Below are 23672 nucleotides of genomic sequence, written 5' to 3' on the forward strand. Positions count from 1 at the left end.
GATCGGCGTATTCGCCGCCCCCAGAATGTCGCGAGAAACTGAGGGCTCGCTTCGCTCGAACCCAGACCATCCAAAAAGCAAAAATGGAACTTCGCGATCGTTCGGTCTTGATGACCGGTGTGGTCTGAAACTGACGATGCTGACGGCGTTTTTCCGCAGATCCGTGGCATGGCTTCCCGATTGCCTGGCGATTAAAGTGCATTGGTGCCGTCATCGGCATGACGCGAATTCCTGTTCAGCCGCCGGCAAGGTTGCCGGTCTGCCTGTTGGTGTTCTGGGAGCCAGCTCTTGACGACCGATTACTCACTTGGCGGTTTTCGCAGCCGGCTCGCGAACCTCGATAGCACGACTGATGCCTATGCCACGCGATTCGTGGATGTGTTGCTAACGGCCGGCCGCAGCCTGGGCGCCAGCGACTTGCACCTGTTACCCACCGATGCGGGCATGGAAATTCGCCTCCGCATCGACGGCGTGCTAGAGCAGCTGGGAACGTTCCCGCCGGGAAAAACATCGGACGTCATATCGCGGCTGAAGGTTCTGGCGGAGTTGCTCACGTATCGCACAGATGTGCCGCAGGAGGGGCGCATTCGCGATCCGGACGCCGAGATTGAAATGCGCGTGAGCACGTTTCCCACACTGCACGGCGAAAAAGCAGTGGTGCGGCTGTTTGCCGCGGTTGCTTGTTATCCGTACCTTGCCGATCTTGGGTTGCCCGCCACGGTCGCAACGCAATTGAACCGACTGTTGGACGAAACTTCGGGTGCGATAATGATTGTCGGCCCGGCAGGCAGCGGCAAGACGACCACGGCCTATGCTTGCCTGCGCGAGTTAGTGCGGCGCTCGGGGGGACGAAGTATCGCGACGTTGGAAGACCCCGTCGAAGTGGCCCTGGCGGGCGTGGCACAGTCGCAGGTCAATGCACGCGCGGGCTTGGACCTGGCGACCGGCCTGCGATCGCTCTTACGGCAAGATCCGCAGGTGATCATGGTGGGCGAGATGCGCGATCCGGTCACGGCTGGCATCGCCTTGCAGGCCTCGCTTACCGGACAGTTGATGTTGACCACATTTCATGCCGGTAGCGCCGCCGGCGCGATCAGCCGGTTGGCGGATATGGGGGTCGAGCCGTATGTCTTGCGTTCGGGCATTCTGGCCGTCGTATGTCAGCGCCTGGTGCGCAAGCTTTGTTCGTGCGCGATTGAGAGCGATGCGCCCGAGGCGCGGCTCGGTTTGCCCGTTGCCCAGGCACGCCTGGCGGGTTCTTGTCCGCAATGTCACGGGACGGGATATTGCGGACGCACGCTGCTGGCCGAAATGCTTGCGATGGAAATGGGGGAAGTCCCGGCCGGAGTCTTGTCACGTGCCGACATGGTCAAGCTCGAACGGGCAGCCCTCGACGGCGGCATGTTGAGCCGTTGGCATTGGGCACTGCAGGCCGTCGAAACAGGGCTTACCAGTGCCGCCGAGGTCCGCCGAGTGCTCGGTTTTACCGATGCGTTGGGACCCACAGCCAGCTAGAATGACGGGACAGGGAGAGGGGCCCGCCGTGTCGACCTTGCCATCATTGCACGCAGGAAGCATCTCGCTCGACGAGTTGATCGCGCTCGCCGACGAAATGGCGGCATTGGCGCGCGCCGGTGTGCCGCTCGAACAAGGACTACTCGAAGCGGCCGGCGACCTCTCCAACCGCTCGGGTAAGTTGGCCACCGATGTCGCTCACCGCATGCGGACGGGCGAGAGTTTTCTGCACATCATTGCCAGCTCGCCGGGAATATTTCCTCCCGCCTATCGGGCCGTTGTCGAAGCGGGGGCCCGTACCGGACGACTATCGTCGGCGCTCGAGGGGTTGGCCAACTCGGCCCGCCGTGCTGCCGAGCTGCGCAGGCTTGCCAGGGCAGCCATTGTGTATCCGTTGTCGGTTGCCCTGCTGGCATACGTGCTTTTCATCCTTTCGATATTGCGGTTTCAGCCGCTTGTCTCCGAGGCGTATCAAACGCTGAACGCGCCGCCCAATCGGTTGAATCACGCGTTGGTAAACCTGGGACAGAGTGCGAGCATTTGGGGGCCGGCCTTGCCGTTGCTCGTTCTGCTACCGCTTGGCTTTTGGTGGTATCGATCCGGACGAACCGGACAACTGCAGGCTGTTCGCAGGGAAGGAATCCTTCCGACGGCACGACTCATTAAATATGGACAGATCGCCACGTTCGCCGATGTGCTCGGGCTGCTAGTCGAGCACGAGGTGCCGCTGGGAGAATCGATCGTATTGGCGGCCGATGCCAGTGGCGATCCGCAATTGGCACGCGGCGCGCGAACGCTTGCCCAAAACATCGAGCGCGGTGGTAGGGCAGACGCGGCGCAAGCTACGATCGAGGGCTGCCCGCCGCTGTTGGCGTGGCTCCTGTCGCGCGGCAGTACGCAGCCTGGCCTGGCAGAAGCACTGCGCCGGACGGCCGAATCTTTTCGTGGCCGTGCCGTGCAACTTGACGATCGACTGCGGCTGTATTTGCCGTTGGCTCTTACGTTTTTGATCGGCGGCACCGCCGTTGCCGTTTATGCGCTGAGTGTGTTCGTGCCCTGGTACGATCTGCTTTTTAGCATGTCGGGCAACTCTTGATCCTAAGGACGGTCGCGTGACGCGGCCTGTGTATCGATCCGGCGTATGAGTGAAACGCAATTCCACTATTCGGCCGTCACGACCGACGGGCGGACGACGGCCGGCGAAATCGAGGCGACCGATCTCGACCATGCGCTGGCGCTGCTGACGGCGAGCGGCTTGCGTTCGGTGCAGGTTGTTGCCTTGCCAGCCACGAAAAAGCCTGGTGGCACATCGTCCGATCCGGCGCGGCCTCGGCCGGTTCCCTTATCTGCCGACGAGTTGCTGCGATTGGCCGAACATCTGGAAATGCTGGCGCGCTCCGGCCTGCCACTTTCGCCCGGCTTGCGGGCGGCGGCGGAGGAGCAGTCGCATCGTCATCTGGCCCAATCGCTGGTCGAGCTGGCTCGGCAATTGGAAATGGGGCGCTCACTGGATCAGGTCCTGGCATCGCAACCGCAAATGGTACCCGGCCACTTGAGCCGATTGATTGAAGCGGGATTGCAGTCAGGTACGCTGGCCGAGGTGCTTACCCAGTTGCTCGATATCGATCGATCGTCGCGCGACATGTGGCGCTCGGTCAGACTGGCGATTTCTTATCCCTTGGTATTGCTGGTCGGGTATGTGGCGTTAGTGGTATTTCTGGGAGTGTTTGTGTTGCCAGGGTTGTCTGACGTGTACGAAGGCGTCGGACCGCTTCCCATGTCGACAAGCGTGCTGCTGTGGTTTGCAGGTGATCGGCTGTTGGTCACCGTGGGCATTGCCGTAGCGGCCGTGCCGATGCTGATGCTGATGTTTCGGGCGTTGCTGTCGCCGGTGGGCCATTGGCGCTTGCTGACCAAGATTCCTTTCCTGGGACCGATGCTGCTGTGGCGTAGCGTGGCCACATGGACGCGCCTGCTAGGGCTGTTTTTGGAAAACGATATTCCCGCGCCCGAGGCCTTGCGATTTGCCGCAGACGGGATAAGCGATGCGAATGTGGCCGCCGAAAGCCGCAGAATCGCGCAATTGACGGCCGTCGGACGGCCATTGGCCGAAGCCGTGGCTGCGATGCGGCGCTTGCCGGCTTCGTTGGTTCCGATCGTGCGCTGGGGTGAAAATGCGGGTGCCTTGCCCGAAGCCCTGCGCGCCGCGGGTGAGATGTTCGAGAATCGCGTGCGTGTTCGCGCGACGTTTTTGCAATCGGCCTTGCCGCCGATCATGTTCATTTTCGTCGCTTTGGGCGTCCTGGCGTTACTGAATGCTTTGATTGCGCCCATGGTTAATATGGTCAGTACGTTCATGTAATGTGCTTGACAATGTGGCACAACACTTTCGGAAATAAATGATATGCGGCCGTGGTTCGTAGATGTGGGCCTGATCCTCTTCCTGGTGTTCCTCCTGGTGAGGTTGCGCTGGCACGCGGATTTGCACATCGCGGCGATGGCCCTACGGCTATTGAAGTTCTGCGCGTGGCTCGTGTTTTTCGCCGCGCTATTGGCCGGCATGGTGGTTTTGGGAGGAGTTCTTGGCTTTCTGTTGTGGCTGGCGACTTTGATCATCGCCATGATGATTGCCAGCCGTTACCGGGAAACCGAGCGCCGCATGCTCTTGTGGTCGTTAGGCTTGGCCGCCGAAAAAGGCATTCCGCTGCCTGCCGCGGCGCGGGCCTTTGCGGATGAACGGCACGACGGCATCGGCCAGCGAGCGCGGTACCTGGCCGAAGGTCTAGAGCAAGGCATGCCGCTGGACGCCGCCTTGCGAGCGTCGGGCACGCCATTGCCGCCCGACGCGTTGATGGCCGTGCGGATTGGCTGCGAAACAGGGCGACTGGGGGCTTGCTTGAAGGGAGCCGCGCGTGCCGCCGCGCAGATCGAAACGACAGCACGCGGCGCCGCGTCACAGGTAATCTACCTGACCATCCTTGTCTGCTTTTGTTGTGGCGTGATCGGTTTTATTCAATACAAAATCGTTCCTGAATTGGTCAAGATATGCTACAGCCACAACATGCGGCTGCCCGCGGTGAGCGTGTTTGTGATCAACGGGTGCAATTGGCTGTCGAGCCCTTTCTTGCTTTTCGGAATTCCACTGCTACTGGTTACGTTGTTGTTTGCCCTGGGGCGATATGTGGGCCTGATACGATGGGATCCGCCGCTAGTGCGCCGTTTGACGCGTCGCCTCGACGAGGCCGTGGTGTTGCGCTCGCTGGGTCAGGCCGTCGAGCAGCAGCAGGCCCTGCCCGCCGCGGTTGCCTCCTTGGCGAAGCTCTATCCGAAGTCCTATGTTCGGGCGCGCCTGCGGCAAGCCCGGGATCTGATGCGGGGAGGAACCGATTGGTGCGACAGCTTGCAAGCCGCCGGACTGCTCGGATCGGTCGAGGCGTTGGTGCTGAAATCGGCAGAGCGCGTCGAAAATCTGGGCTGGGCCCTGGGGGAGATGGCCGACAGACAGGTCCGTCGTTTTACAGTACGCATCACTACGTTGAACGCGATCGGCTTTCCTGTGGCTTTGCTGGCGATTGCGTCGGTGGTGTTTGCCATAGCGCTCAGCGTGTTCCTGCCTCTGGTGGAGTTGATTGGGAATCTGTCATGAGAAAGCTAAGACGCGGCACCACACTGGTGGAAGTGTCACTGGCGTTGTGCCTGTTGGCCGTGGCCATTGTGGCGACGGCGCAAATACTGACCTTGTGCGCGCGGCAAAGGAAAGCGGCCGATCGTCAGTTCGCCGCACAGATGGAAGCCAGCAACGTCGCCGAGCGCATTGCCGCCATAGACTACGATGATGTTACGGCTGTGTCGCTGGCGGCCATGAAACTGTCGCCCGAGACGCAGTCAGCGCTGGCAGGCGGAGAGTTGGCGATCGACTGCATCGACGCCGCTGAACCGCCGTTGCGTCAAAAACGAATCACGATCGAGGTTACCTGGCCGACACCCCAGGAGGGGAAACGCTCCGTACAGCTCACCACTTGGAAATTCGCAGCGCCAAGATCACCATGATCTACAAGTTGTCACACAACCGACACCCAGCACGTTCCCGCGGACGCACAATGCGGCGGCGTGGGTTCACGCTCGTCGAAATGACGGTTGTCGTTAGCCTGGCATCGATTGTGTTGGGAGGGGTGGCGGTGCTATTGCAAGGCGTTTGGCGCGCCGAGCGGTCGGTCGCGGATCATCGCGCCATAAGGGCCGCGATGTTTCGCCTGGGCGAGCTATTTCGCGCGGACGTCCATGCCGGAAAAGTTGCGGACGCGATGACGCCGCCTGACGGTGCTACGGCAGACAAGATCGCCCTGGCGTTGCCTGGGGATCGCACGGTGGAATACTCGTGGGCAAATGCCCAAATCGAACGCGTCGTAAGGGTCAACGGTGAGATCGTTCACCAGGACACATTCCCGCTCCCTGCGGGTGCGACAGCCGTTTGGCAGGTTGCTGACGCGGAGCCGCGACTGGTCACGCTGCTGATCACCATGCCGCTGGGCGTCAAGCAATTGGAACTGGCCGACAAACGCACGATGCGCATTGATGCCGTGATCGACAGACGCTCGCCGGCCATTGCCCGCGCGAAGTGAGAAACGCATGAACCAGCCACGCCGAATTCATCGAACCACGCAGCGCGGCATCGCCCGGCGGCGCGTCGCGCGGCGTGGTGTTGCGCTGATCGCCGTGCTGTGCTGTCTGATGGTCGCAGCCGTGGTGGTTTTGAACATGCTGCGTTCGACGATTATGGAACAGCGGCAATTGCGCGGGCAACGTCAGCATTTGCAAGCAGAACGATTGGCCGAGGCCGGCCTGGAACGCGGTCTGGCGCAATTGCAGCAATCATCCACGTACGCCGGCGAGATTTGGCGTATTACGGCCGTCGAGCTGGGTGGCGCCTCGGCAGGTGCGGTCACGATTCGCGTCGAGCCACTCAAAGATCGGCCCCAAGAGCGAACGATTCTGGTCCAAGCAGATTATCCCGATGATCCACTGCACCGGGTCCGTAAGACTCGTGAAGCGTCCTTCACACTTTCGCAATGAGAGCGTCGTTATGAAAACGCAACAGCGCGCCATGGTCTTGACCAGCATCCGTCGAACGACAGCGAACCCGTGCGGGCAGCGCTTTCATTGGTTGGATTGCCGGGTTCGGACGGCCCATCGTTCCCAGGCTTGGCGGAGCGGTTTTACTTTGGTCGAGCTGTTGGTGGTCATCGCGATCATTGGGATCCTGGTCAGCATGATGTTGCCAGCCGTACAAGCGGCTCGCGAATCTGCCCGACGATCGATGTGCACCAATAACCTGGCGCAATTGATCCTCGCGGTCCACAACTATGAGTCGGCACACGAGGTCTATCCGCCGGGGACGATTAACGACAAAGGCCCGATTCGCAACGAGCCGAAGGGTTATCACCACAACTGGATTGTGCAAATCCTGCCCTACGTTGACGAAGAAAACGCTTACCGGCAGATCGATCAGAGCGTGAGCGTCTATGCGCCGAAGAACGCCGCGGTTCGGCAGCATTCGATTGGGCTTTTGCAATGTCCTTCGGAGCCTGGACAAATGTGGAATGGCATTGGCGGCACCAATTATGCCGGTTCGCACCACGACGTCGAGGCGCCCATCGACGTTGATAATAACGGTGTCTTCTTCCTAAATAGTCGTCTTCGCTATGAAGACATTCGCGACGGTTCGTCGCATACGATCTTTCTTGCCGAAAAGCGACTTGATGGGAACGATCTGGGCTGGATGAGCGGAACGCGCGCTGCGTTGCGCAACACGGGCACGCCGCTCAACAGCACCGTTCCCTCGGCAGTGGCCTTCGCAGCAGCGGCACCTGGCGCGCCGCCACCGTCGCAGGCTGACGAAGAGGGGACTGTTCAGACTGAAGATGGTGCGCAACCGCCGCAAGCCGACAGCAGCGACAAGCCGGATGCCGGGGATGATCCTCAAAGTAATGAAACACCGGCAGCGCCTCCCACGCAGAGCGAACCTGTCGGCGATGCCGCCGAGCAGGCGAAGGCAACCGTCTCAGCCACGCCGGCGGTACAGGCCAAGGCGCAGGCCAGCGCCGCCGGGTCGAAGTCGTTGCTTTTCGTAGGCGGCTTTGGCAGTTCGCACCCGTCGCTAACCAATGTGGCGTTCGGAGATGGCAACGTGCGCGTGCTTTCCAACTCGATCGATGCGCAAGTTCTCCAGCAACTCGGGCACCGCGCCGATGGCAAGTTGCTCGACGCTGCCGGCTGGTGATCGCCGCCGTGGGCTACGGTACCACGGCAATCCGCTTCCGCTGCGTCGTGATGGCACCGCGAGCATCGATGCACTCCAAGCGCATCATCGATCCATGGAGGGGAACGGCACGATGACTTTTTAGTAACGTTGTCAAACTGGGACGACGTATTGATCTGGGGACTGTGTGTTCGTCTTGTCGCCATTCGATTGGCGAGTACATTGGCGGCAGCATCCACGATCGAAGCGTTCCTCATCGATCTCTCGCACGCATTGTTGCCTGCCGTTTTGTGTCACTCCCACGTCGTGCGAGGTCCTGATGATGTCTACCGCCAATGCCGGGCAGGCCGATGCGAAAGCCAAAACGAAAATCGTCGCCACGATCGGTCCCGCCTGTGAAGGCCCCGAGCGACTCACGGAACTCGTGCTGGCCGGCGTCGACGTGTTTCGCCTGAATACGGCGCACGGCGACGTGGCCGAGCACACGGCTCGCGTGGCAGACATCAGGCGCGTGAGCCGGGAACTCGAACGGCCGATCGCAATTCTTGTCGATTTAGGCGGACCCAAGATCCGCTTGGGCGATCTGCCCGGCGACCTGCTCGATTGCCCACTGGGTGCTGAGTTCCGCTTTGTGCGTGGCCAGCGCGGCAATGAACCGAACGAGCTCGTGACTACTTACGCGCCATTGGTCGACGAGCTGCAACCCAATAATCGCGTGATGCTGGCCGACGGCACCGTGGTCATGCGCGTGATCGCGCGCGAGCCGAACGCTGCCGTCTGTCGCGTGGTGCAGCCTGGCATTGTGCGCAGCCGGCAGGGGGTGAATCTGCCCGGCGTGAAGCTCAGCACGCCGGCGCTGACCGATGCCGATCGTACTTTTGCCGCCTGGGCCGCCGAAGTCGACGCGGACTTTGTTGGCCTCAGCTTCGTGCGCGACGCGGCCGACGTACACGAGCTGAAGAGCCTGCTGAAATCCAAGGGATCGCACGGCCAGGTGATCGCCAAGATCGAAAAGCCCGAGGCGCTGGAGCAACTGACAGCCATCGTGCAGGCGGCCGACGGCCTGATGATTGCCCGCGGCGACTTGGGGGTGGAGATCGACGTGGCCCGGGTGCCGGTCGTGCAAAAACAGATCATCGCGCTCGCGAATGCCTATCAAAAGCCGGTGATAACCGCGACCCAGATGCTGGACAGCATGCAGCATTCGTCGCGTCCGACGCGGGCGGAAGCTAGCGACGTGGCCAACGCTATTTTCGATGGCACCGATGCCTGCATGCTGTCCGGCGAAACGGCGATCGGCAAGCATCCGCGCGAAGCGGTGGAAATGATGAATCGTATCGCCTTGGTGACTGAGGAAGCCTCGGTCACGGTCGAGCATCGCATCGCTACGCCGACCAAGAATGCCGAGGGCCTGCACCAGATCACGGCCGCGGTAGTGGCCGGAGCCGGCTTAATGGCGCAGCAGATACACGCCCGGTTGATCGTGTGCGTGAGCCAAACGGGAGCGACGGCGCTAGCGCTCTCGAAGCAACGCAACTATGTGCCGACGGTCGGTGTGAGTCCAGTCGACGCCACGCTGCGCAAGATGTGCATGTACTGGGGTGTGAACCCGCTGCCCGGTACGCACGCTTCCTCGCGGCCGGATCTAATTGCGCAAATCGCGCTGTGGGGACGCAGCGAAGGTTTGCTGGCCCACGGCGACCGCATCATTCTCGTGACCGGAACTCAGACCAATATTACCGGTCACAACCACGTCATGGTTTATGAAATGACGTAGGGATCGCCGTCGTCGCATGGTCGCATTCTTAAGTTCAGTGCCCTCAGTGATGCACTCGAACTTGAGTGCAACGACGCAGCATGGCCGGAAGCTGGTGTGCTGGGCAATCACCAGGGCTCGCATCATGGCGCCTTGTGATCCTTGCGGCGGATGAGCACGACCCAGTCTGATTCTGGATCAGCCGGTGGTGGACCAAGCGGTTGCTTCGCCCCGCCAGTTATTGCGACGGCGTCTCCTGCGAACTGGCCCGTGCGCGGGTTGTACCAGCGTTGCTCGGCCGCGCCAGAGAGAGTGGCCAGGTCCAACGTGCCTGTGGGGGATGCGGTCGGCAGATACACGGCGTAGATCTCGCCCTGTTTGGCAAAGACTTGCGGACCCAGCGGAATCGACTTGCCGCGTCCGACGCCGAGCGGAATCGTGCCGGCGTCTTGCGACAATTCGTCGGCAGGCTCCATTTCCCAAAACGGAAGTTGCTCCTCCATGAAACGCCGCGCATACCACAGGTATTGCCACAGCTTGTCGCGCTCGGGCGTTTTGAAGTTGTCGGTCTTTAACAAGTCGTCAAGGATGAACTCGATCATGCCGCCCGAGAAATAGGTGGGCCAGATCTTCTCGCGGCGGTGCCCCTCGGCGTCGTCGACAGGAATATGCGAGGCCCGCTGGCCACGATCCAACGTGAATTCGTCCAGGCTGACGGGCAGCGGCCGGCCGGCCGCCTCTGTCGCGCGACGAACGGCCTCGGTCACCTCGTGGATGGGACGCTGGTTCAACTGGATCGACGTCATCGAGAAGCGCGGGTCGCCAAAGGTGAAACGCAATTTCTCGACCGGATCCCCCGCGCTGTGCACCGTGACCGGATGGTCGTAAGGATCGAGGGCGCAAACATAGTCAGCGAAGGCGCGCACGCGGTCGGCCCCAAAATCGAATTGCAGATTGTATTCCTCGCACAGATTCCATTGCAAAGCCACATGATGGCCGAAGCGGGCGATCATCTCCCGGTAAAACAGCTTGCGTTCGGGCCCGAGTTCGCCATCGTCGAGCTCCTTCTTATTGGCTTCTTCGGCCTCGTTGAATACGAAATGCAGAAAGATACCCAGGCGCTGGGCATGGCCAAAAACGATCTCCCATTGGCGCAGTTTTCCCACGTCGTAATGCAAGTTGTTATTGCTCGCGTTACCACGCGGAGCCTGGGGGCTGGTAAAAGGCCAGGTGTTTTTACCGTCGCCGCCGATGTTCATCGGTAGAAAGTAGATGCTGTTCACATGGCGGCCGGCCAAATAGTTGAGCGCGCCGATGATTGCGCGCCCTTTGCCGTCCGCCCAATCCGGATCTCCGGGGCGCCAATCTTCTACGTGAGCGGCATAGCGGTGCGACGGCGGGGTATTGTTAAAGCCGACATAGCCCAGGAAATCCTCGGGCTCGTCGGTGCCCCCGCGCAGCCAGTAGGGGCCGTCCTGAAATTTCAGATAGTGCTTGCCGACATAACGCAGCGCGCCCCATTTTAAGAATCCTGGCGCCTGCGGATCGCGCGGCGCGACGTCGATGGTACCGGTCAGCGGGGGCGAGGTCCATGCTGCGCCTGCCTCGGGCTCGAGTTGAATGGCAACGCCCGCGCCCTGCCGGAAGCTGGCCGTGTATTGCCAGCGGCCCGCCGCCGCGGGAGTGAACCGCACGCGCCATACGTTTCCTTGCGGCCCTCCTTGTCCGTCGCCATCAAAAAAACCGGGCACGCTCAGCCGCTCGCCCGATGGCCCAACGAATGTCGCCTGCAAACGGAAGTCGAGAAAAGGATTGGGTGATGTATTGGTCTCGGCGGCCTGCGGACCTGGCATGGTCAGTGTGATCGGATACCAAACGATCGGCTCTCCCTCGACGACGACCTGTGCCGAGGCGGCACCGGCCGTTAACAATAACGATGCGAGTATGAATCTTGCCACCAGCACAGGTTTCTCCTCTTTGCGATGCGGCCGGGCGGATTGCGCGAACTTCTCACGAGCGACCAAGGCGCGTGATGCTCTCATTGGTCGGGCGTCGCGGCGGGGGTTGCGGCAGCCACGATCAGTTTCAGCCGCTCGTTCATCACGCAGTCGGACTTGCCCGGTTCGATTTGCCCCCAATCCGCCTCGGCCGCCACGACGACCAGCTTCAGGCTGGGGATGATCAGCGAACAGTTGCCGCGATGCCCAAGTGACATGAAAGCGTCTGGCGGGGCGTCGGGCCAGGTGCGACGGTCCATATGGTCGCGACCGGTGTCGTTGAACCACCAATTGAATCCATAAATGCCGGCGCCGAAATTGCTGCCGTGCTTCGACTCGCCGCCGTAGCTGCCGATGCCCAGATAATCATTCGTCGCTGCATCGACAGACACTGGCAGATCCTTCGGCACGCTGGGGTGCATGTACTCGTCAAAGTATGCGGCCGGCAAAAGCTGTTTGTCCCCCCAGCGCCCGTGGTTTAGCCACAACCATGCGATGCGGGCAAAATCGCGGACCGAGGCAATCATCCGGCGGTTGGATTTGCGGAACGAAAACCGATCCTCCAGCCCGAGAGCGCCAAACCGTTGTGGATCATGAAAGACCTCTTCCGGCACGCCTTGGAATACCTTGTCGAACAACGTCTTCTGATAAAGCTGAATGGCGTAGTCGTTATAGGCCCACGCCTGGCCGGGCTCTTCGGGGCGAGCATAGCCGCTGGTCATGCTGGCCAGGTGCCGGAACTTCATCGTGCGATCTTTGGGGAGCAGGTCCCAGCCGAAGTCGGCAATCGGCTGATCGACGCTGCGGACCTTGCCCTCCTGGATGGCGAAAAACAGCAGCGTGCTGAGCACCGGCTTGGCCGACGAGAAAACGTCGGACTTCTCCGATTGCGAACCCCAGGTCTTGACGACGTAACCATCTTTGATGACGCAGCCGCGACTGCCAAGTGCCGTGGCCACTTCATCGAGGAGAGCAGCAGAGAGCCCCAACTCGGCCGGTGCCTTTGTCTGCCAATGTTCTGCGGGGAAAACGGTTTCCGCGCCGCTGACCTCCACACTCAGGCAAGAAAGTTGGGCGGAGCAGATGAGTAACGCCATTGCGAAAGTTCGCGGACGGACTCGTTGACGATAAATATTCATTGAAGGAGCTCTCATTGACGAAATCGTGCTTGTCGGTCCGAGAGAGGGAAGCTCGGGCAGCTTTTCACAGCCACCAGGCGAAGCGATCATTGCTTAGCGGGCTGCGTCGCGAGCCACTCGTCATAACCTTTGTTCTTGCGATCGCCAAGGTACTTGTAGGCGTCGAAGATCGCTCCCTGCCCCAGCGTGCGAGGATCCTCTTCGGCGCGGAGCATCGTTTCCAGCCGGCTTCGCAGCGCGCGCAACGCGTCTTGATGCTTTGGATCCGTGGCAAGGTTGTGCAGGCATGCCGGATCGTCGGCGACGCGATACAACTCCTCGGCCGGACGTTTGCCGAATGCCAGGTCGTAGTAGCGTCCACGCGTTTCGACCAAGAGCGTCTTGGTCGGTCCGTCGTCGCAGTTGCCAAGCCCCGTCTCGGGATTACAGGCGGGCCAACGGTCGGGCTCGAAATTGTGGACAAACAAATATTCGGGTGTGCGAATGGCGCGGACCGGATAGCCCTCGTCATGAGGTCGGCCCAGATCGTGCCGCTCCTTGCCGATCAGCATCACGGTCCGCTGTGGATCGACCAGGCCGGATTTATCTGAAGTGAGAGTCTCCAAAAAACTACGGCCGCTCATCTGCGACGATGGCGGCAATCCGGCTGCTGCCAGGAAGGTGGGAGCGAAATCGCGCACATTGATAAAGTCGTCGATCACGCGGCCGGCCGGCACACGTTTGCCCCAGCGAATGGCCAGCGGCAGGTGAAACCCATCTTCGTAGATTTGTCCTTTGACGCGCGGGAAGGGCATGCCGTGATCCGACGTGATCACAATCAGCGTGTTATCTAATTCGCCCGCCGCCTCGAGCACCGCGATCGCGCGTCCGAACTGCTCGTCGCCCCATTCGACTTCTAGCGCGTAATCCAGCAGATCGCGTCGCACGATATCGTCGTCAGGCAAATACGCCGGGACGACGGCATCGCTCGGTTGTCGTCCAGCGCGCAGGCCCGCATCACGATCGTAGGCGCGATGGGGCTCAGTGGTCCCGAGCCAGAAGCAGAACGGTTGCCCTGCTTTCCGTTCGGCCAGAAAATCAGCAAAATTTTTGGCCAGGTCGCGGTTCGAAACATTTTTTAGCGGGGGCGTAAGCTGGCGGCGGTTGTATTCGTGGCCGGCCGGGTTGTGTGCGAAGCCGCCGTGCTTCCAATCACCGGGCCCCCAGCCTTTGCCGGTGCAGCCCACGTGATAACCGGCCTCTTCGAGCAGCGAGGGATAAACCGCGAATTTGGAAGGGAACAGCCCAAAATGGCAACTCGCTTCTTCCAACTGCCAGGTACTACGGCCTGTCAGGATACTTGCGCGACAGGGACTGCACTTTGGATTGTTCGTGAAGCAGTTTCTGAATAGCACGCCCTCGCGTGCCATCCGGTCGAACGTAGGCGTTTTGACCCATGTGCAGCCAGACGCACCGGCATGCTGCCAGCCCCAATCATCGGCGATCATAAAGAGAATATTGGGGCGCTGCGGATGAGTGTCGTCCGCGCTGCAAGGGGGCGGCGTTAGGACCAACGACAAAAGCAGGCATGATAACAGGCGAAAGTCCGACATGGCGGAGAGCTGCCAGGGGCTGAGTTCTGCGAGACCCGTCGAGCCGAGTCGCACAATTATGACCTCGCCGCGGTGCCGCGTCGAGTTGGCCGACAGATCCCGCACGAAGCGCGATCAGATCGCGAAGCGACGTACGGAACATCAGAACCTGCGGGCAGGCACCATCTCAGGCCGTCACGCGTGCGGCAGAGCCGCGAACAACGCGGCCAGCTCGCGCTCATAATGTCTCCAACGCGCTACCGAGCGCGTGTAGATCGGCTCGCGGACCTGGGTGCTACTGGCAGTGCGGATCGGTCGTTGCGTGCGATGAAACGCCAGACAAGCCGGTTCCCAATCAACGCCGCAGGCAGTCAACAACCGGCGCGCCACGGGCTCGAGATCAGCGACCGCGTCTTCGTAGTCGACTTCATGAATCGTCACGGGTAACGTGGCACGCCAATGTTCCATGATGCGGAGATATTGCCTAAAGCGCGAGGCGATGTCCCCGAAATCGTTGGCCCAACGGACGTCGACAAAATCGGTCATCCAGCACGAGACCGCCACGTCGCGCAGCTCGCGGCGGCAATGGATGATCACGCTGTTGGGGAACATCGTCGCGATGAGCCCCAGGTGCAGGTAATTCTCGGGCATTTTGTCGACCACGCGTTTAGCACGACCGCCGTCGAGTGCGCCGAGTCGCTCTAAGTAATGCCCTGCTAGCAGCCGCAAGCCCGGCGCATTGAGATGTTCGACACAGTCCAGCGGCAGCTCCTGGCGACAGAGAAGCGAAGGCACCGCGTCGAGCGTCTCTTGCGCCAAACGCAGTTCTCCGGCGCCGTGAATCTGTGAATGGCTGGCCAATACTTGTTCTAGCAAGGTTGTGCCCGAGCGTGGCAGCCCAACGATGAACACGGGCCGGCCAGTATCGAGCCCCGCGCCGGCCATGCGAGCGAAGAACGGTCGATCGAAGGTCCGCATGATATGGTCGACGAATTGCGCATGGTCGGCCGGGCGATAGGCGGCGTGATCAGGACGTGAATTCCGTCGCAGAGCATTGGCCTGTTGCGCCAAATCCGCAGCGCGTTCGTACTTGTTCTGAGCATCGTAGACATGTGCCAAGGCAAACGACAATTCAGCGCGCGAATCATCAGAGAGCTGCAAACCAGCCAATAGATTCTCTAGATCCGTGCGATCCGCGTCCGGCAAGCGGCCACGCAGCAAAGTTGCCAGGCGGGCGTGGGGCAGCGGGGAGGTGGGTTGCAATTCACGGGCGGCGCGGAATGCCTGTTCCGCCGCAGACAGCTCGCCCAGTTGCTCGTGCATGCCGCCGAGATTCACTTTTGCTTCGGTGAATTCGGGGCGCAGTTCCAAGACGCGCCGGTAGCAGGCCGCCGCTTCCTGGAGCCGGTCTTGGTCCCGCAAGACATTTCCCAAGTTGTTATGCGCCTCGGCGAAGTCCGGCTTGATCTGCAAGGCGCGATGAAAGCAATCGACTGCTTCCGGCAACTGTCCCTGTTCGCGCAAGGTGTTGCCCAAGTTGCTGTGTGCCTCGGCAAAGTCCGGTTTGATTGCGACGGCCCGGCGGTAGCAGGCGATCGCTTCCTGCTGGCGCCCTTGTGATTTGAGGCAATCCGCCAGGTTGTAAAGTGCGTCGACGTAGTCAGGTTGAAGGGCGAGCGCCTGGCGATAGCAAGCCTCGGCCTCGGCCAGCTTGCCTTGAGTGTACAGGGTGACACCGAGATTGTTGTGCGCCTCGGCATAGGCTGGTTTGATTGCCAGCGCGCGGCGGTAACAAGCTACCGCATCGTCGAGCTTGGCTTGGATTTTGAATGCGTTGCCCAGGTTGTTATGCGCCTCTGCGAATTCAGGCCGCAGTTGCAAGGCCCGACGGTAGCAAGCCACTGCGTCGTCCACCTTTCCCTGCGCCTTATAGAGGTTTCCCAGGTTGCTATGCGCCTCGACCAAGTCGGGCTGAAGCGCAAGCGCGCGCTGGTAGCTGGCGGCCGCTTCGTCCCCATGGCCGAGCGATTGCAGGGCATTACCGAGATTGATGTAGAAAGGGGCCGCGGTGGCACGGAGGCCAATGGCGCGCGAAATATATTCGACGGCCCGCTCGTGTTGGCCCGATTCGTGCGATAGCACTCCCAGCAGGTGCAACGCGTCGGGCTGATCCGGGTCGGCGTCGAGAACCTGCCGATAAAGCTGCTCGGCCTCGGCTCGACGCCCGGCCAGGTGATGTTGGAGCGCTATCGAGAGCGCTTCCAAGATTGTGGCCATAGACTCTTTCTGACGCAAAAACGGTTTCGGCTACTCCGCTTATGGCCACGATACCCCGCATGGTCGATTCGATGAAGTCCCCGCCTTAGGACCATGTAGGGCGGTGGCATGTCGCGCGCCGGCGACGATCAGGATTGCCAATGGTGCCGCATGGCTGCGCGAGCAACACATGGCGGCGCGGTGGGGGCCTTTACTTTTCCACGACCTTGACGTCCCCCGCGTCGTTCAACTCAGACAGATCGCACTGGATCACGTCCTCTTGCCCAGTGAAGTCGACCCACGCACCATCCTGCTTCTTTTTCAGCACCTGGATCCAGCCGTCGGCGCGTAGTCCGGTTTGTACGGCGGTCTTGATCGACTTGCCGTTTTCGTACAGGTAGCAAGAAATCTGATTGCCTAGTTCGACGACGGTCGCTTGCGGTATGGCGAGCGCGCCCGGCCGCTCGATGACCACCGTGCCATAGGCGTACATTCCCGGCAGCAACTTGGCGTTGGGATTCGACAGATCGATTTCAGCCCGCAATGTGCGGCTTTTCATGTTCAAGGCCCACGACGATCTGGTCACGGTCGCGGGGATATCGTCATTTTGAAACGCCGCCACACGTACCGTGGCCTTGGTGACTGGGCGGTCGTCGCCCGCTTTGCTGTCGACCTCGCTGACGATGTAGTTCGCTTCGGATTCGGGGACGTCGACGTAGATCCGCACGATGTCCGTTCTGGCCAAGACGTAAATCGGAGTGGCGCGGCTGGCCGCTTGATCGGGCGAGCGGCCCGATGCCGATGGATCGCCGGTAGCCGGCAGCACGAAGTCGCCTGTATTGGCGTTACGCAACACGACGATACTGTCGTAGGGCGCCGTGAGCTTGGTGTATCCATAGAGGGCGCCCACGCGTTTTTCATCGGCATCGGCGACCTTCAGCCGAGCCAGGGCGACGTCGACGTCGACCTTGGACTTGTCCAAGTCGGCGCCCCGGGCGAGCTGCAGAGCTTCGGCGGTTTTTACGGCCGCATCGGCGGCATCCTTCGACGCGCGGCTCGATTCTAGTTGCCGGCGCGACTCGCCGAGGATTTGCTGATCGATGACCCGCTCGGCCACCATCGTGGCTTGTCGGTCGACCTCGGAATCCCAACGCCTGACGAGCGCCTCGAACTTGCCGACGTCGGCTTGGGTCTCAGACACCTTGGCCACCGCCGCCTTGAGATTGCCATCGGCCACGTCGACCAGCTTGTTCGCTTGCGCGATGAGGGCCTGGTCCATTACGACTTGGGCCTTCTTCAGGTTGTATTCCTGTTCCAACTCGGGGATGAACAGCGTCGCCAGCAGCTCATCTTTCTTGGTGCGATCCCCGATATCCACGTTCCATTTCAGCACGTAGCCTGGCAGCTTGGCATAAATCGCCGTCTGTTCATACGAATCAATGAACGACGGCTGTCCAACCTGGCGCGTCAGATCGCGCTTCTCGGGCTTGACGAGATGGACCGAGGGAATGTCGCTGACGGTGGGCGTGGCGTCGGGCGCTTTTTTGGCGCAACCGATCGTGAGCAGCATCAGCAGCAAGGCGAGGTCATTTTGCTTCCGGATCATAGTGCGGGCTTTCCGGGTCATCGGGGTGTACGGACAACGAATGCGGCGTCAAGCGGCCCATGACAACCACAAAGATCGAAGGAACAATCAACAACGTGGCAATGGTCGAACAGACAAGTCCGCCGATCACCGCCCGGCCCAAGGGGGCCTGCATTTGGCTGCCGGCCTCTAAGGCGAGCGACATCGGCACCATGCCCACGGTCATGGCGCAGGCCGTCATGATAATCGGTCGCAGTCGTTCGGTGGCGCCGCGCACCGCGGCATCGACCGAGGACAGCCCGCCGCGCCAATGCTCGTGGACAAATGTCACGAGCATCACCGAGTTCGAGACCGATACGCCGATGCACATGATGGTGCCCATGAACGACTCGAGATTCAACGTCGTGCGCGTCATCAACAGCATGAGGATCACACCCGACAAAACGCCGGGGACGGCGCTGATCGAGATCAGCGCCAATCGTGGCGATTCGAAATACGCCGTGAGCAAGATCAGGATCACCACCACAGCAATGCACAAACCGCTGGCCAAACCGGTGAACATCTCGACCATCGGCGGGAACTGGCCGCGCGTCATCACACGAACACCGCGCGGAGGCGTGCCGGCCGCCTTGATCGCTGCCGAGACCTGTCGCGACGCCCGGCCCATGTCTTCTCCCTCGACATTGGCCGTGATGCTCACGTAGCGTTGCGACGAAATGCGATCGATCTGCTCCATCATGGTGGTTTCGTGAATACTGGCTACGTCGCGCACCATCAAGTTGACAGAGTCGGTTACTTGTTCGATCGGCAGGGTCGCCACCTGGTCTGACGAGGTCATCTGCTGCGTCGGCACCAGGACTTCCACCTGGTAGTCAAAGCCCGTCTTGGGATTTTGCCAATAGTTCAGCGCAATGAACCGGCTGGATGAAGTAGCCACGATGGCCGCGTTGCCAACCTGTTGCGCCGTCACGCCCGAAAGTCCGGCCTTCTCTCGGTCGATGTCGATTTCGACCGAGGGATAATCCAGCGACTCGTTGAATTGCACATCGCGCAGCCAGGGTATCTTCCGCATCTCGGCGCGAATCCGATCGGCATGCTTCACGGCATCGGGAATGTTAGGGCTGGCCACGACAATTTCGATCGGCGTCGGCGACCCAAAGCTCATCACCTCGCTGACAATATCCCCTGGCTCGAAGCCGAAGGTGCATGTTTTGGCTCGATGGGCCGCGACCTCAGGTGGCACGCCATACTCAAGCAACAGTTTGTTCATGAACGGCGCGATCCGCTCAGGGAGGATTTTGCGCATTTTTTCGCGGAAGGCGTCCAGTTTAATCCCGCCTTCCTCGCGAAACTTGACACGCAGCCAACCGTCGTCAGGACCGCGCATGAAGAGCACGATGTTGTTCATGCCGAAGTTGGGCGCGATCTGGCCGGCGTAGCCCAGGCAGATGTCGATGTTCTCGGCGCCGACTTCTTCTTGCATGATTTGCAGAATCTTGACCCCCATCTGACGGGTGATCTCGAAGTTCGATCCGGAAGGGGGCCGGTAGCGCAGCACGAACTCGCCCGAGTCGATCTGCGGAAACAACTCGGTGCCCAATTGCATTCCACCCAGCGACAACACCAGGCCGCAGGCGGCGAAATAGCCAATCACAATCCAGCGTCGCCAGGCCACGAGCAACGTCACGACGGTTTGGAACTTAGCCTGAACGCGGTCGAACAGGCCCTCTTTTTCCGACTCGTCGTGCTCATGCGGTTTGAGCAGCCACACGCAAACGATCGGCACCAAGGTGCTCGATAGCAGGTACGACGAGATCATGGCGAAGCCGACAGCGATTGCTAGCGGCATGAACAGGGCGCGCATCGGGTCTTTCATTACGAAGGCCGGAATGAAAACCGACAGAATGCACAACATCGCTAGCAAACGCGGTACTGCGGTCTGCACGCTACCGCGCTCCACGGCCCGCGCCAGCCGTTTTGTTTTAGTCATTTGGACGTGAATATTTTCGATCGAAACCGTGGCCTCGTCGACGAGCATGCCGATCGACAGCGCCATGCCGCCCAACGACATAATGTTGATCGTATTGCCGGTCAGCCACAGTCCGGCCAGTGACCCGGTCAACGCCAACGGAATGTTGAGCACGACCACGACCACGCTACGCAAGTCGCGGAGAAAGAGCAGGATCATCAAGCCGGTCAATGCGGCGCCGATGAACCCTTCGGTGACGACGCTCTTGATGGCCGCCCGGACAGTTGGCGATTCGTCAAACTCGAAACGCACCTGCACGTCTTCCGGCACCGCGTCCTTGAAGATCTGCATGGACTTGTAGATGTCGGCGACGACAGTCAACGTCGAGGCCGTGTCCTTCTTGATGATGGGCAAGTACACAGACTTGTGCCCATCGACTAGCGCGTAGCCGTAGTTGACGTCGGTGCTGTCCTGGATGTTGGCGACGTCACGGATGTACAAATTGCGGCCCAGCCGCACCGGAATCTTGCCAATGTCCTGGATGTCGTCGACCAGTGCGTTGTTTGGCACCAACGGCATCTGGTCTTTGATATATAAATTGCCCGCCGGCACGATCGCATTGCCGGCCATCAACGAATTGACGATATCCTGCGGCTTCAGGTTGTAGCTTTGCAGCTTCTGGGGATCGATGTTCACCAGGATGGTGCGGACGTTCGGACCAAACGGCGAGACCGCGACCGTGCCTGGCACGTTGGATTGCACCAGTGGTCGGATGATGTTCTGGGCAATATCGCCGACGAGCCCCAGCGGCGTTTTCTCGCTTGTCAGCACGAGGTAGCCGACCGGCACGCTGCCTTCGTCCATGCGCATGATCATGGGAGGCAAGGTGCCTGGAGGCATGCGTGCCATGGCGCGATTGGCCATGGCCACGACTTCGCCTTCGGCCGAGCCCATGTCCGTTCCGGGAAAGAACGACAGTTTGATCAGTGCCACCTGCTGAATGCTGTGCGACTCGATGTCCTTGACGCCATCGACGTACTGGAACAGCAATTCGAACTGGTTGACGATCAAGCCCTCCATCTGCGCAGGGCTCATGCCGCCGTACTGCAAGAAGACGTAAATGCGCGGCTCGTTGAGCGGTGGAAAGATATCCACGCGCATGCGATTGAGCGCCATCGCACCACCGCAAATCAGTCCCACCACCAGCATCAGTGTGGTGACCGGGTGCTTCATCGCAAAGAAGACGGGATTCACGCAACAGACCTTTCTCGACCGGCAGGTATCTCTCGCGGCAGCGGGGGGCCGCATTTGGGGCAGGCAACGGATGGCAGGCAGCAGGCAGTATCGGCGCGCACGCAGGGCCTCAACAATCGCGCGCGAGCAATGCTCACGCTCGATGCGCAAGGCGCTACGGCCGGAAGCACTTCATGTGCAGGGCCTTAGGAACGTAACACGCACCTAAGGGCCGCGTCGCGAGACCGGGTAAGATGGGCCGGAAATACCGAAAAGTCGTGTCGTATCGCCTGCTTTTATCGGCTCAAGCGGCACGCGCGCAACTTCCGATTCCAACAGCACAGGCCGCATAACCGGTCTGACCGCCCCCCCTCGTTTTTCGGAAGGCGATCCTGTCGTAGCAGGCACGTGTAAAGGTTCCCTAATGGCAGAGACCGCCTCGAAACGCTGCGAGGCGAGGCTGCCGTGCCTATCGGTCTGGCGAGTGCCCAAGTTCCGTCTCTGGCGGCAGGTGGCGCTGGCGACGCTAGCTCTCGTTGGCATGGCACGCATCCCGGTCGGCGCCCTGGCCCAGGTTGTGACTCAGGCGCCGCCGCGCATTCCCGCCGAGGCTGTGCCCAGGCCCCCGCTCGGCCCCCCGGCAGCCGCGCCAGCACCGAGGCCGGCGCAGCCCCCCGCACAGTCAGGGGTTCGCACTGAACAATTTGCCGTGCCCATGACACGCCTGCCCCAAGTGCGCGGCGCGCTTTTGCCGGCGCCAACGATGTCGGATAGCGGTGCCGTGGGCAGCCTGCCGCCGGGTGCTGTGGGCCCCACTGATCGTCCGCTGCCAATCAACCTGGCCACGGCCTTGCGCCTCTCGAACGGACGGCCGCTGATGATCGCCGCGGCGCAAGCGCGCGTGCAGATTGCCGCTGCGCAGGCTCAGAAAGCCAGCGTTCTGTGGTTACCCAGCGCGAATGTAGGCACGGATTACATTCGGCATACCGGCGGACTGCAAGATACGTCGGGCAATCTGCTGGTCGAGAACACGAACTCGTTCATCGCCGGCGGCAGTGCGGTGTTGCGCGTCGCCACGACGGATGCGATATTCGAGCCGTTGGCTGCGCGGCAGGTACTCGCCTCGCGACGCATAGATACCCAAACCGCTCGCAACGAAATGCTGCGGGCGACGGCCGAGTCGTATTTCCAAGTGCAATTGTCGCGTGGCACGTACGCGGCGATGACTGATGCCGATGTCAAAGCCGTGGACCTGGTGCGGCGCGTGCAATCCTTGGCTGGGGGCCTGGTAGCACCGGACGAAATCGATCGCGCGCAGACCCTGCACGCCGAGTTGGAACAATCCGTGCAGGTGGCGCGCCAGCAATGGCGCGTGACTAGCGCCACGTTGACTCGCGTGCTACGGTTGGACCCGGGGGCCGTCATTGTGCCTCTGGAGCCAGATCATTTACAAGTCACGATTGTTTCGCCGGATTGGCACGTCGACGATCTGATCGTCGTCGGACTCAGCAACCGGCCGGAATTGGCTTCGAATCGCGCGCTCGTGCGTGCGACTTTGATACGTCTGAAGAAAGAAAGGCTCCGCCCGCTAACGCCCAGTATCCTCATCACAGGCAATGGGACGCCGGACTTTTATTTTCAGGGTGGCATTTTCGGCACGGGTTCCGGCAATAGCCTGGATCAATGGGCCGGCCGCGGTGACGTCAGTGCGCAGGCCATCTGGCAGTTGGACAACCTTGGGTTTGGCTACGCGGCCAAAGTCCGCGAACAGCGCGGCGAGGTGCAGTTGGCGACGATCGAACTGTTCAACGTTCAAGACCACGTGGCGGCCGAAGTCGCGCAAGCCAAGGCCGATGTCGATTCGGCCACTATCCGCGTCACGCAGGCGGAAACCGGTCTGCAAAAATCGCTGGTCACGTATACCGGCAACCTCAAGGGGCTCGGCCAAACCCAGAGATTTGGCGACGTGTTGACGCTGATCAATCGGCCACAGGAAGTAGTCGCGGCGCTACAGCAGTTGCAGCAAGCGTATGTGAACTATTACCGCACCGTGGCCGAGGCCAACCAGGCGCAATTCCGCCTGTATTACGCGCTGGGCTTTCCGGCCGAACAACTGGCCTGTGTCCGTCCGCTCGGTCCGTTGGAGCCTGTCGATTCGTACCGTGGGCCGGCGCTACCCAACGTGCCAATCCAATAAAACGGCACAGCCCGATGGCGCCGCGCAATGATTGCCTCGGCGTCTGCACGACGGACTAAGAACAAGTCTTCAAATTGCCTGAATCGATGAAAAACGTTACGACTCCGCCCTCTTGGTTCTCAAGTCAAGGAAGACGGAGCCGTAACAATGAGTGCGAATTATCCCAGCGATTTGACGGACGGACAATGGCAATGG

At 60.9% G+C, this 23672-nt stretch carries 16 protein-coding genes; 10 read left to right on the plus strand and 6 right to left on the minus strand.

Going from position 1 to position 23672, the window contains the following annotated elements:
- Nucleotides 1-288: 288 nt before the first annotated feature.
- The 9 genes from VGG64_06790 to pyk all read left to right on the plus strand — a co-directional run bounded on the left by VGG64_06790 (nucleotide 289) and on the right by pyk (nucleotide 9551).
- Entirely contained in the window at nucleotides 289-1515 is a 1227-nt protein-coding gene (locus VGG64_06790) for a GspE/PulE family protein (GenBank protein HEY1599290.1), read from the plus strand.
- Nucleotides 1516-1543: 28 nt separating this feature from the next.
- The gene (locus VGG64_06795; GenBank protein ID HEY1599291.1) at nucleotides 1544-2611 is read left to right on the plus strand and encodes a type II secretion system F family protein; all 1068 of its coding nucleotides are present in this window, start codon (nucleotides 1544-1546) and stop codon (nucleotides 2609-2611) included.
- A gap of 45 nt (nucleotides 2612-2656) precedes the next feature.
- Complete coding sequence (locus VGG64_06800) at nucleotides 2657-3877, plus strand: type II secretion system F family protein (GenBank protein HEY1599292.1); 1221 nt, start codon at nucleotides 2657-2659, stop codon at nucleotides 3875-3877.
- A gap of 42 nt (nucleotides 3878-3919) precedes the next feature.
- On the plus strand, nucleotides 3920-5161 hold the full coding sequence (locus VGG64_06805; protein HEY1599293.1) for a type II secretion system F family protein: 1242 nt from the start codon (nucleotides 3920-3922) through the stop codon (nucleotides 5159-5161).
- Nucleotides 5158-5565, plus strand: coding sequence for a hypothetical protein (locus tag VGG64_06810; protein ID HEY1599294.1), 408 nt, complete (start codon nucleotides 5158-5160; stop codon nucleotides 5563-5565). The genes VGG64_06805 and VGG64_06810 overlap by 4 nt, the downstream gene beginning before the upstream one ends.
- Nucleotides 5566-5615: 50 nt before the next feature.
- A complete protein-coding gene (locus VGG64_06815; GenBank protein ID HEY1599295.1) occupies nucleotides 5616-6137 on the plus strand; it encodes a type II secretion system protein in 522 nt (173 codons plus the stop codon).
- 7 nt (nucleotides 6138-6144) lie between these two features.
- On the plus strand, nucleotides 6145-6588 hold the full coding sequence (locus VGG64_06820; GenBank protein ID HEY1599296.1) for a hypothetical protein: 444 nt from the start codon (nucleotides 6145-6147) through the stop codon (nucleotides 6586-6588).
- Nucleotides 6589-6598: 10 nt separating this feature from the next.
- The gene (locus tag VGG64_06825; protein ID HEY1599297.1) at nucleotides 6599-7795 is read left to right on the plus strand and encodes a DUF1559 domain-containing protein; all 1197 of its coding nucleotides are present in this window, start codon (nucleotides 6599-6601) and stop codon (nucleotides 7793-7795) included.
- Nucleotides 7796-8096: 301 nt separating this feature from the next.
- Entirely contained in the window at nucleotides 8097-9551 is a 1455-nt protein-coding gene (gene pyk, locus VGG64_06830; protein ID HEY1599298.1) for a pyruvate kinase, read from the plus strand.
- A 122-nt stretch (nucleotides 9552-9673) separates the two neighbouring features.
- Here pyk and VGG64_06835 read toward each other — a convergent pair whose 3' ends face one another.
- The 6 genes from VGG64_06835 to VGG64_06860 all read right to left on the minus strand — a co-directional run bounded on the left by VGG64_06835 (nucleotide 9674) and on the right by VGG64_06860 (nucleotide 21301).
- Nucleotides 9674-11572, minus strand: a complete 1899-nt coding sequence (locus tag VGG64_06835) for a DUF5060 domain-containing protein (protein HEY1599299.1) — start codon at nucleotides 11570-11572, stop codon at nucleotides 9674-9676.
- Nucleotides 11569-12624 carry a serine hydrolase gene (locus VGG64_06840; GenBank protein HEY1599300.1) on the minus strand — a complete coding sequence of 352 codons (1056 nt, stop codon included), beginning with the start codon at nucleotides 12622-12624 and terminating at the stop codon, nucleotides 11569-11571. The genes VGG64_06835 and VGG64_06840 overlap by 4 nt, the downstream gene beginning before the upstream one ends.
- A gap of 128 nt (nucleotides 12625-12752) precedes the next feature.
- Nucleotides 12753-14258, minus strand: coding sequence for a sulfatase (locus tag VGG64_06845; protein HEY1599301.1), 1506 nt, complete (start codon nucleotides 14256-14258; stop codon nucleotides 12753-12755).
- A 174-nt stretch (nucleotides 14259-14432) separates the two neighbouring features.
- Entirely contained in the window at nucleotides 14433-16514 is a 2082-nt protein-coding gene (locus VGG64_06850; GenBank protein ID HEY1599302.1) for a tetratricopeptide repeat protein, read from the minus strand.
- Between the two features lie 190 nt (nucleotides 16515-16704).
- The gene (locus VGG64_06855) at nucleotides 16705-18099 is read right to left on the minus strand and encodes an efflux RND transporter periplasmic adaptor subunit (protein ID HEY1599303.1); all 1395 of its coding nucleotides are present in this window, start codon (nucleotides 18097-18099) and stop codon (nucleotides 16705-16707) included.
- Complete coding sequence (locus VGG64_06860) at nucleotides 18080-21301, minus strand: efflux RND transporter permease subunit (protein HEY1599304.1); 3222 nt, start codon at nucleotides 21299-21301, stop codon at nucleotides 18080-18082. The genes VGG64_06855 and VGG64_06860 overlap by 20 nt, the downstream gene beginning before the upstream one ends.
- A 403-nt stretch (nucleotides 21302-21704) precedes the next feature.
- On the opposite strand from VGG64_06860, the gene VGG64_06865 reads away from it, so the two are divergent.
- The gene (locus VGG64_06865; protein HEY1599305.1) at nucleotides 21705-23477 is read left to right on the plus strand and encodes a hypothetical protein; all 1773 of its coding nucleotides are present in this window, start codon (nucleotides 21705-21707) and stop codon (nucleotides 23475-23477) included.
- Nucleotides 23478-23672 lie beyond the last annotated feature (195 nt).

This window comes from Pirellulales bacterium, from assembly GCA_036490175.1.
GTDB lineage: Bacteria > Planctomycetota > Planctomycetia > Pirellulales > JACPPG01 > JACPPG01.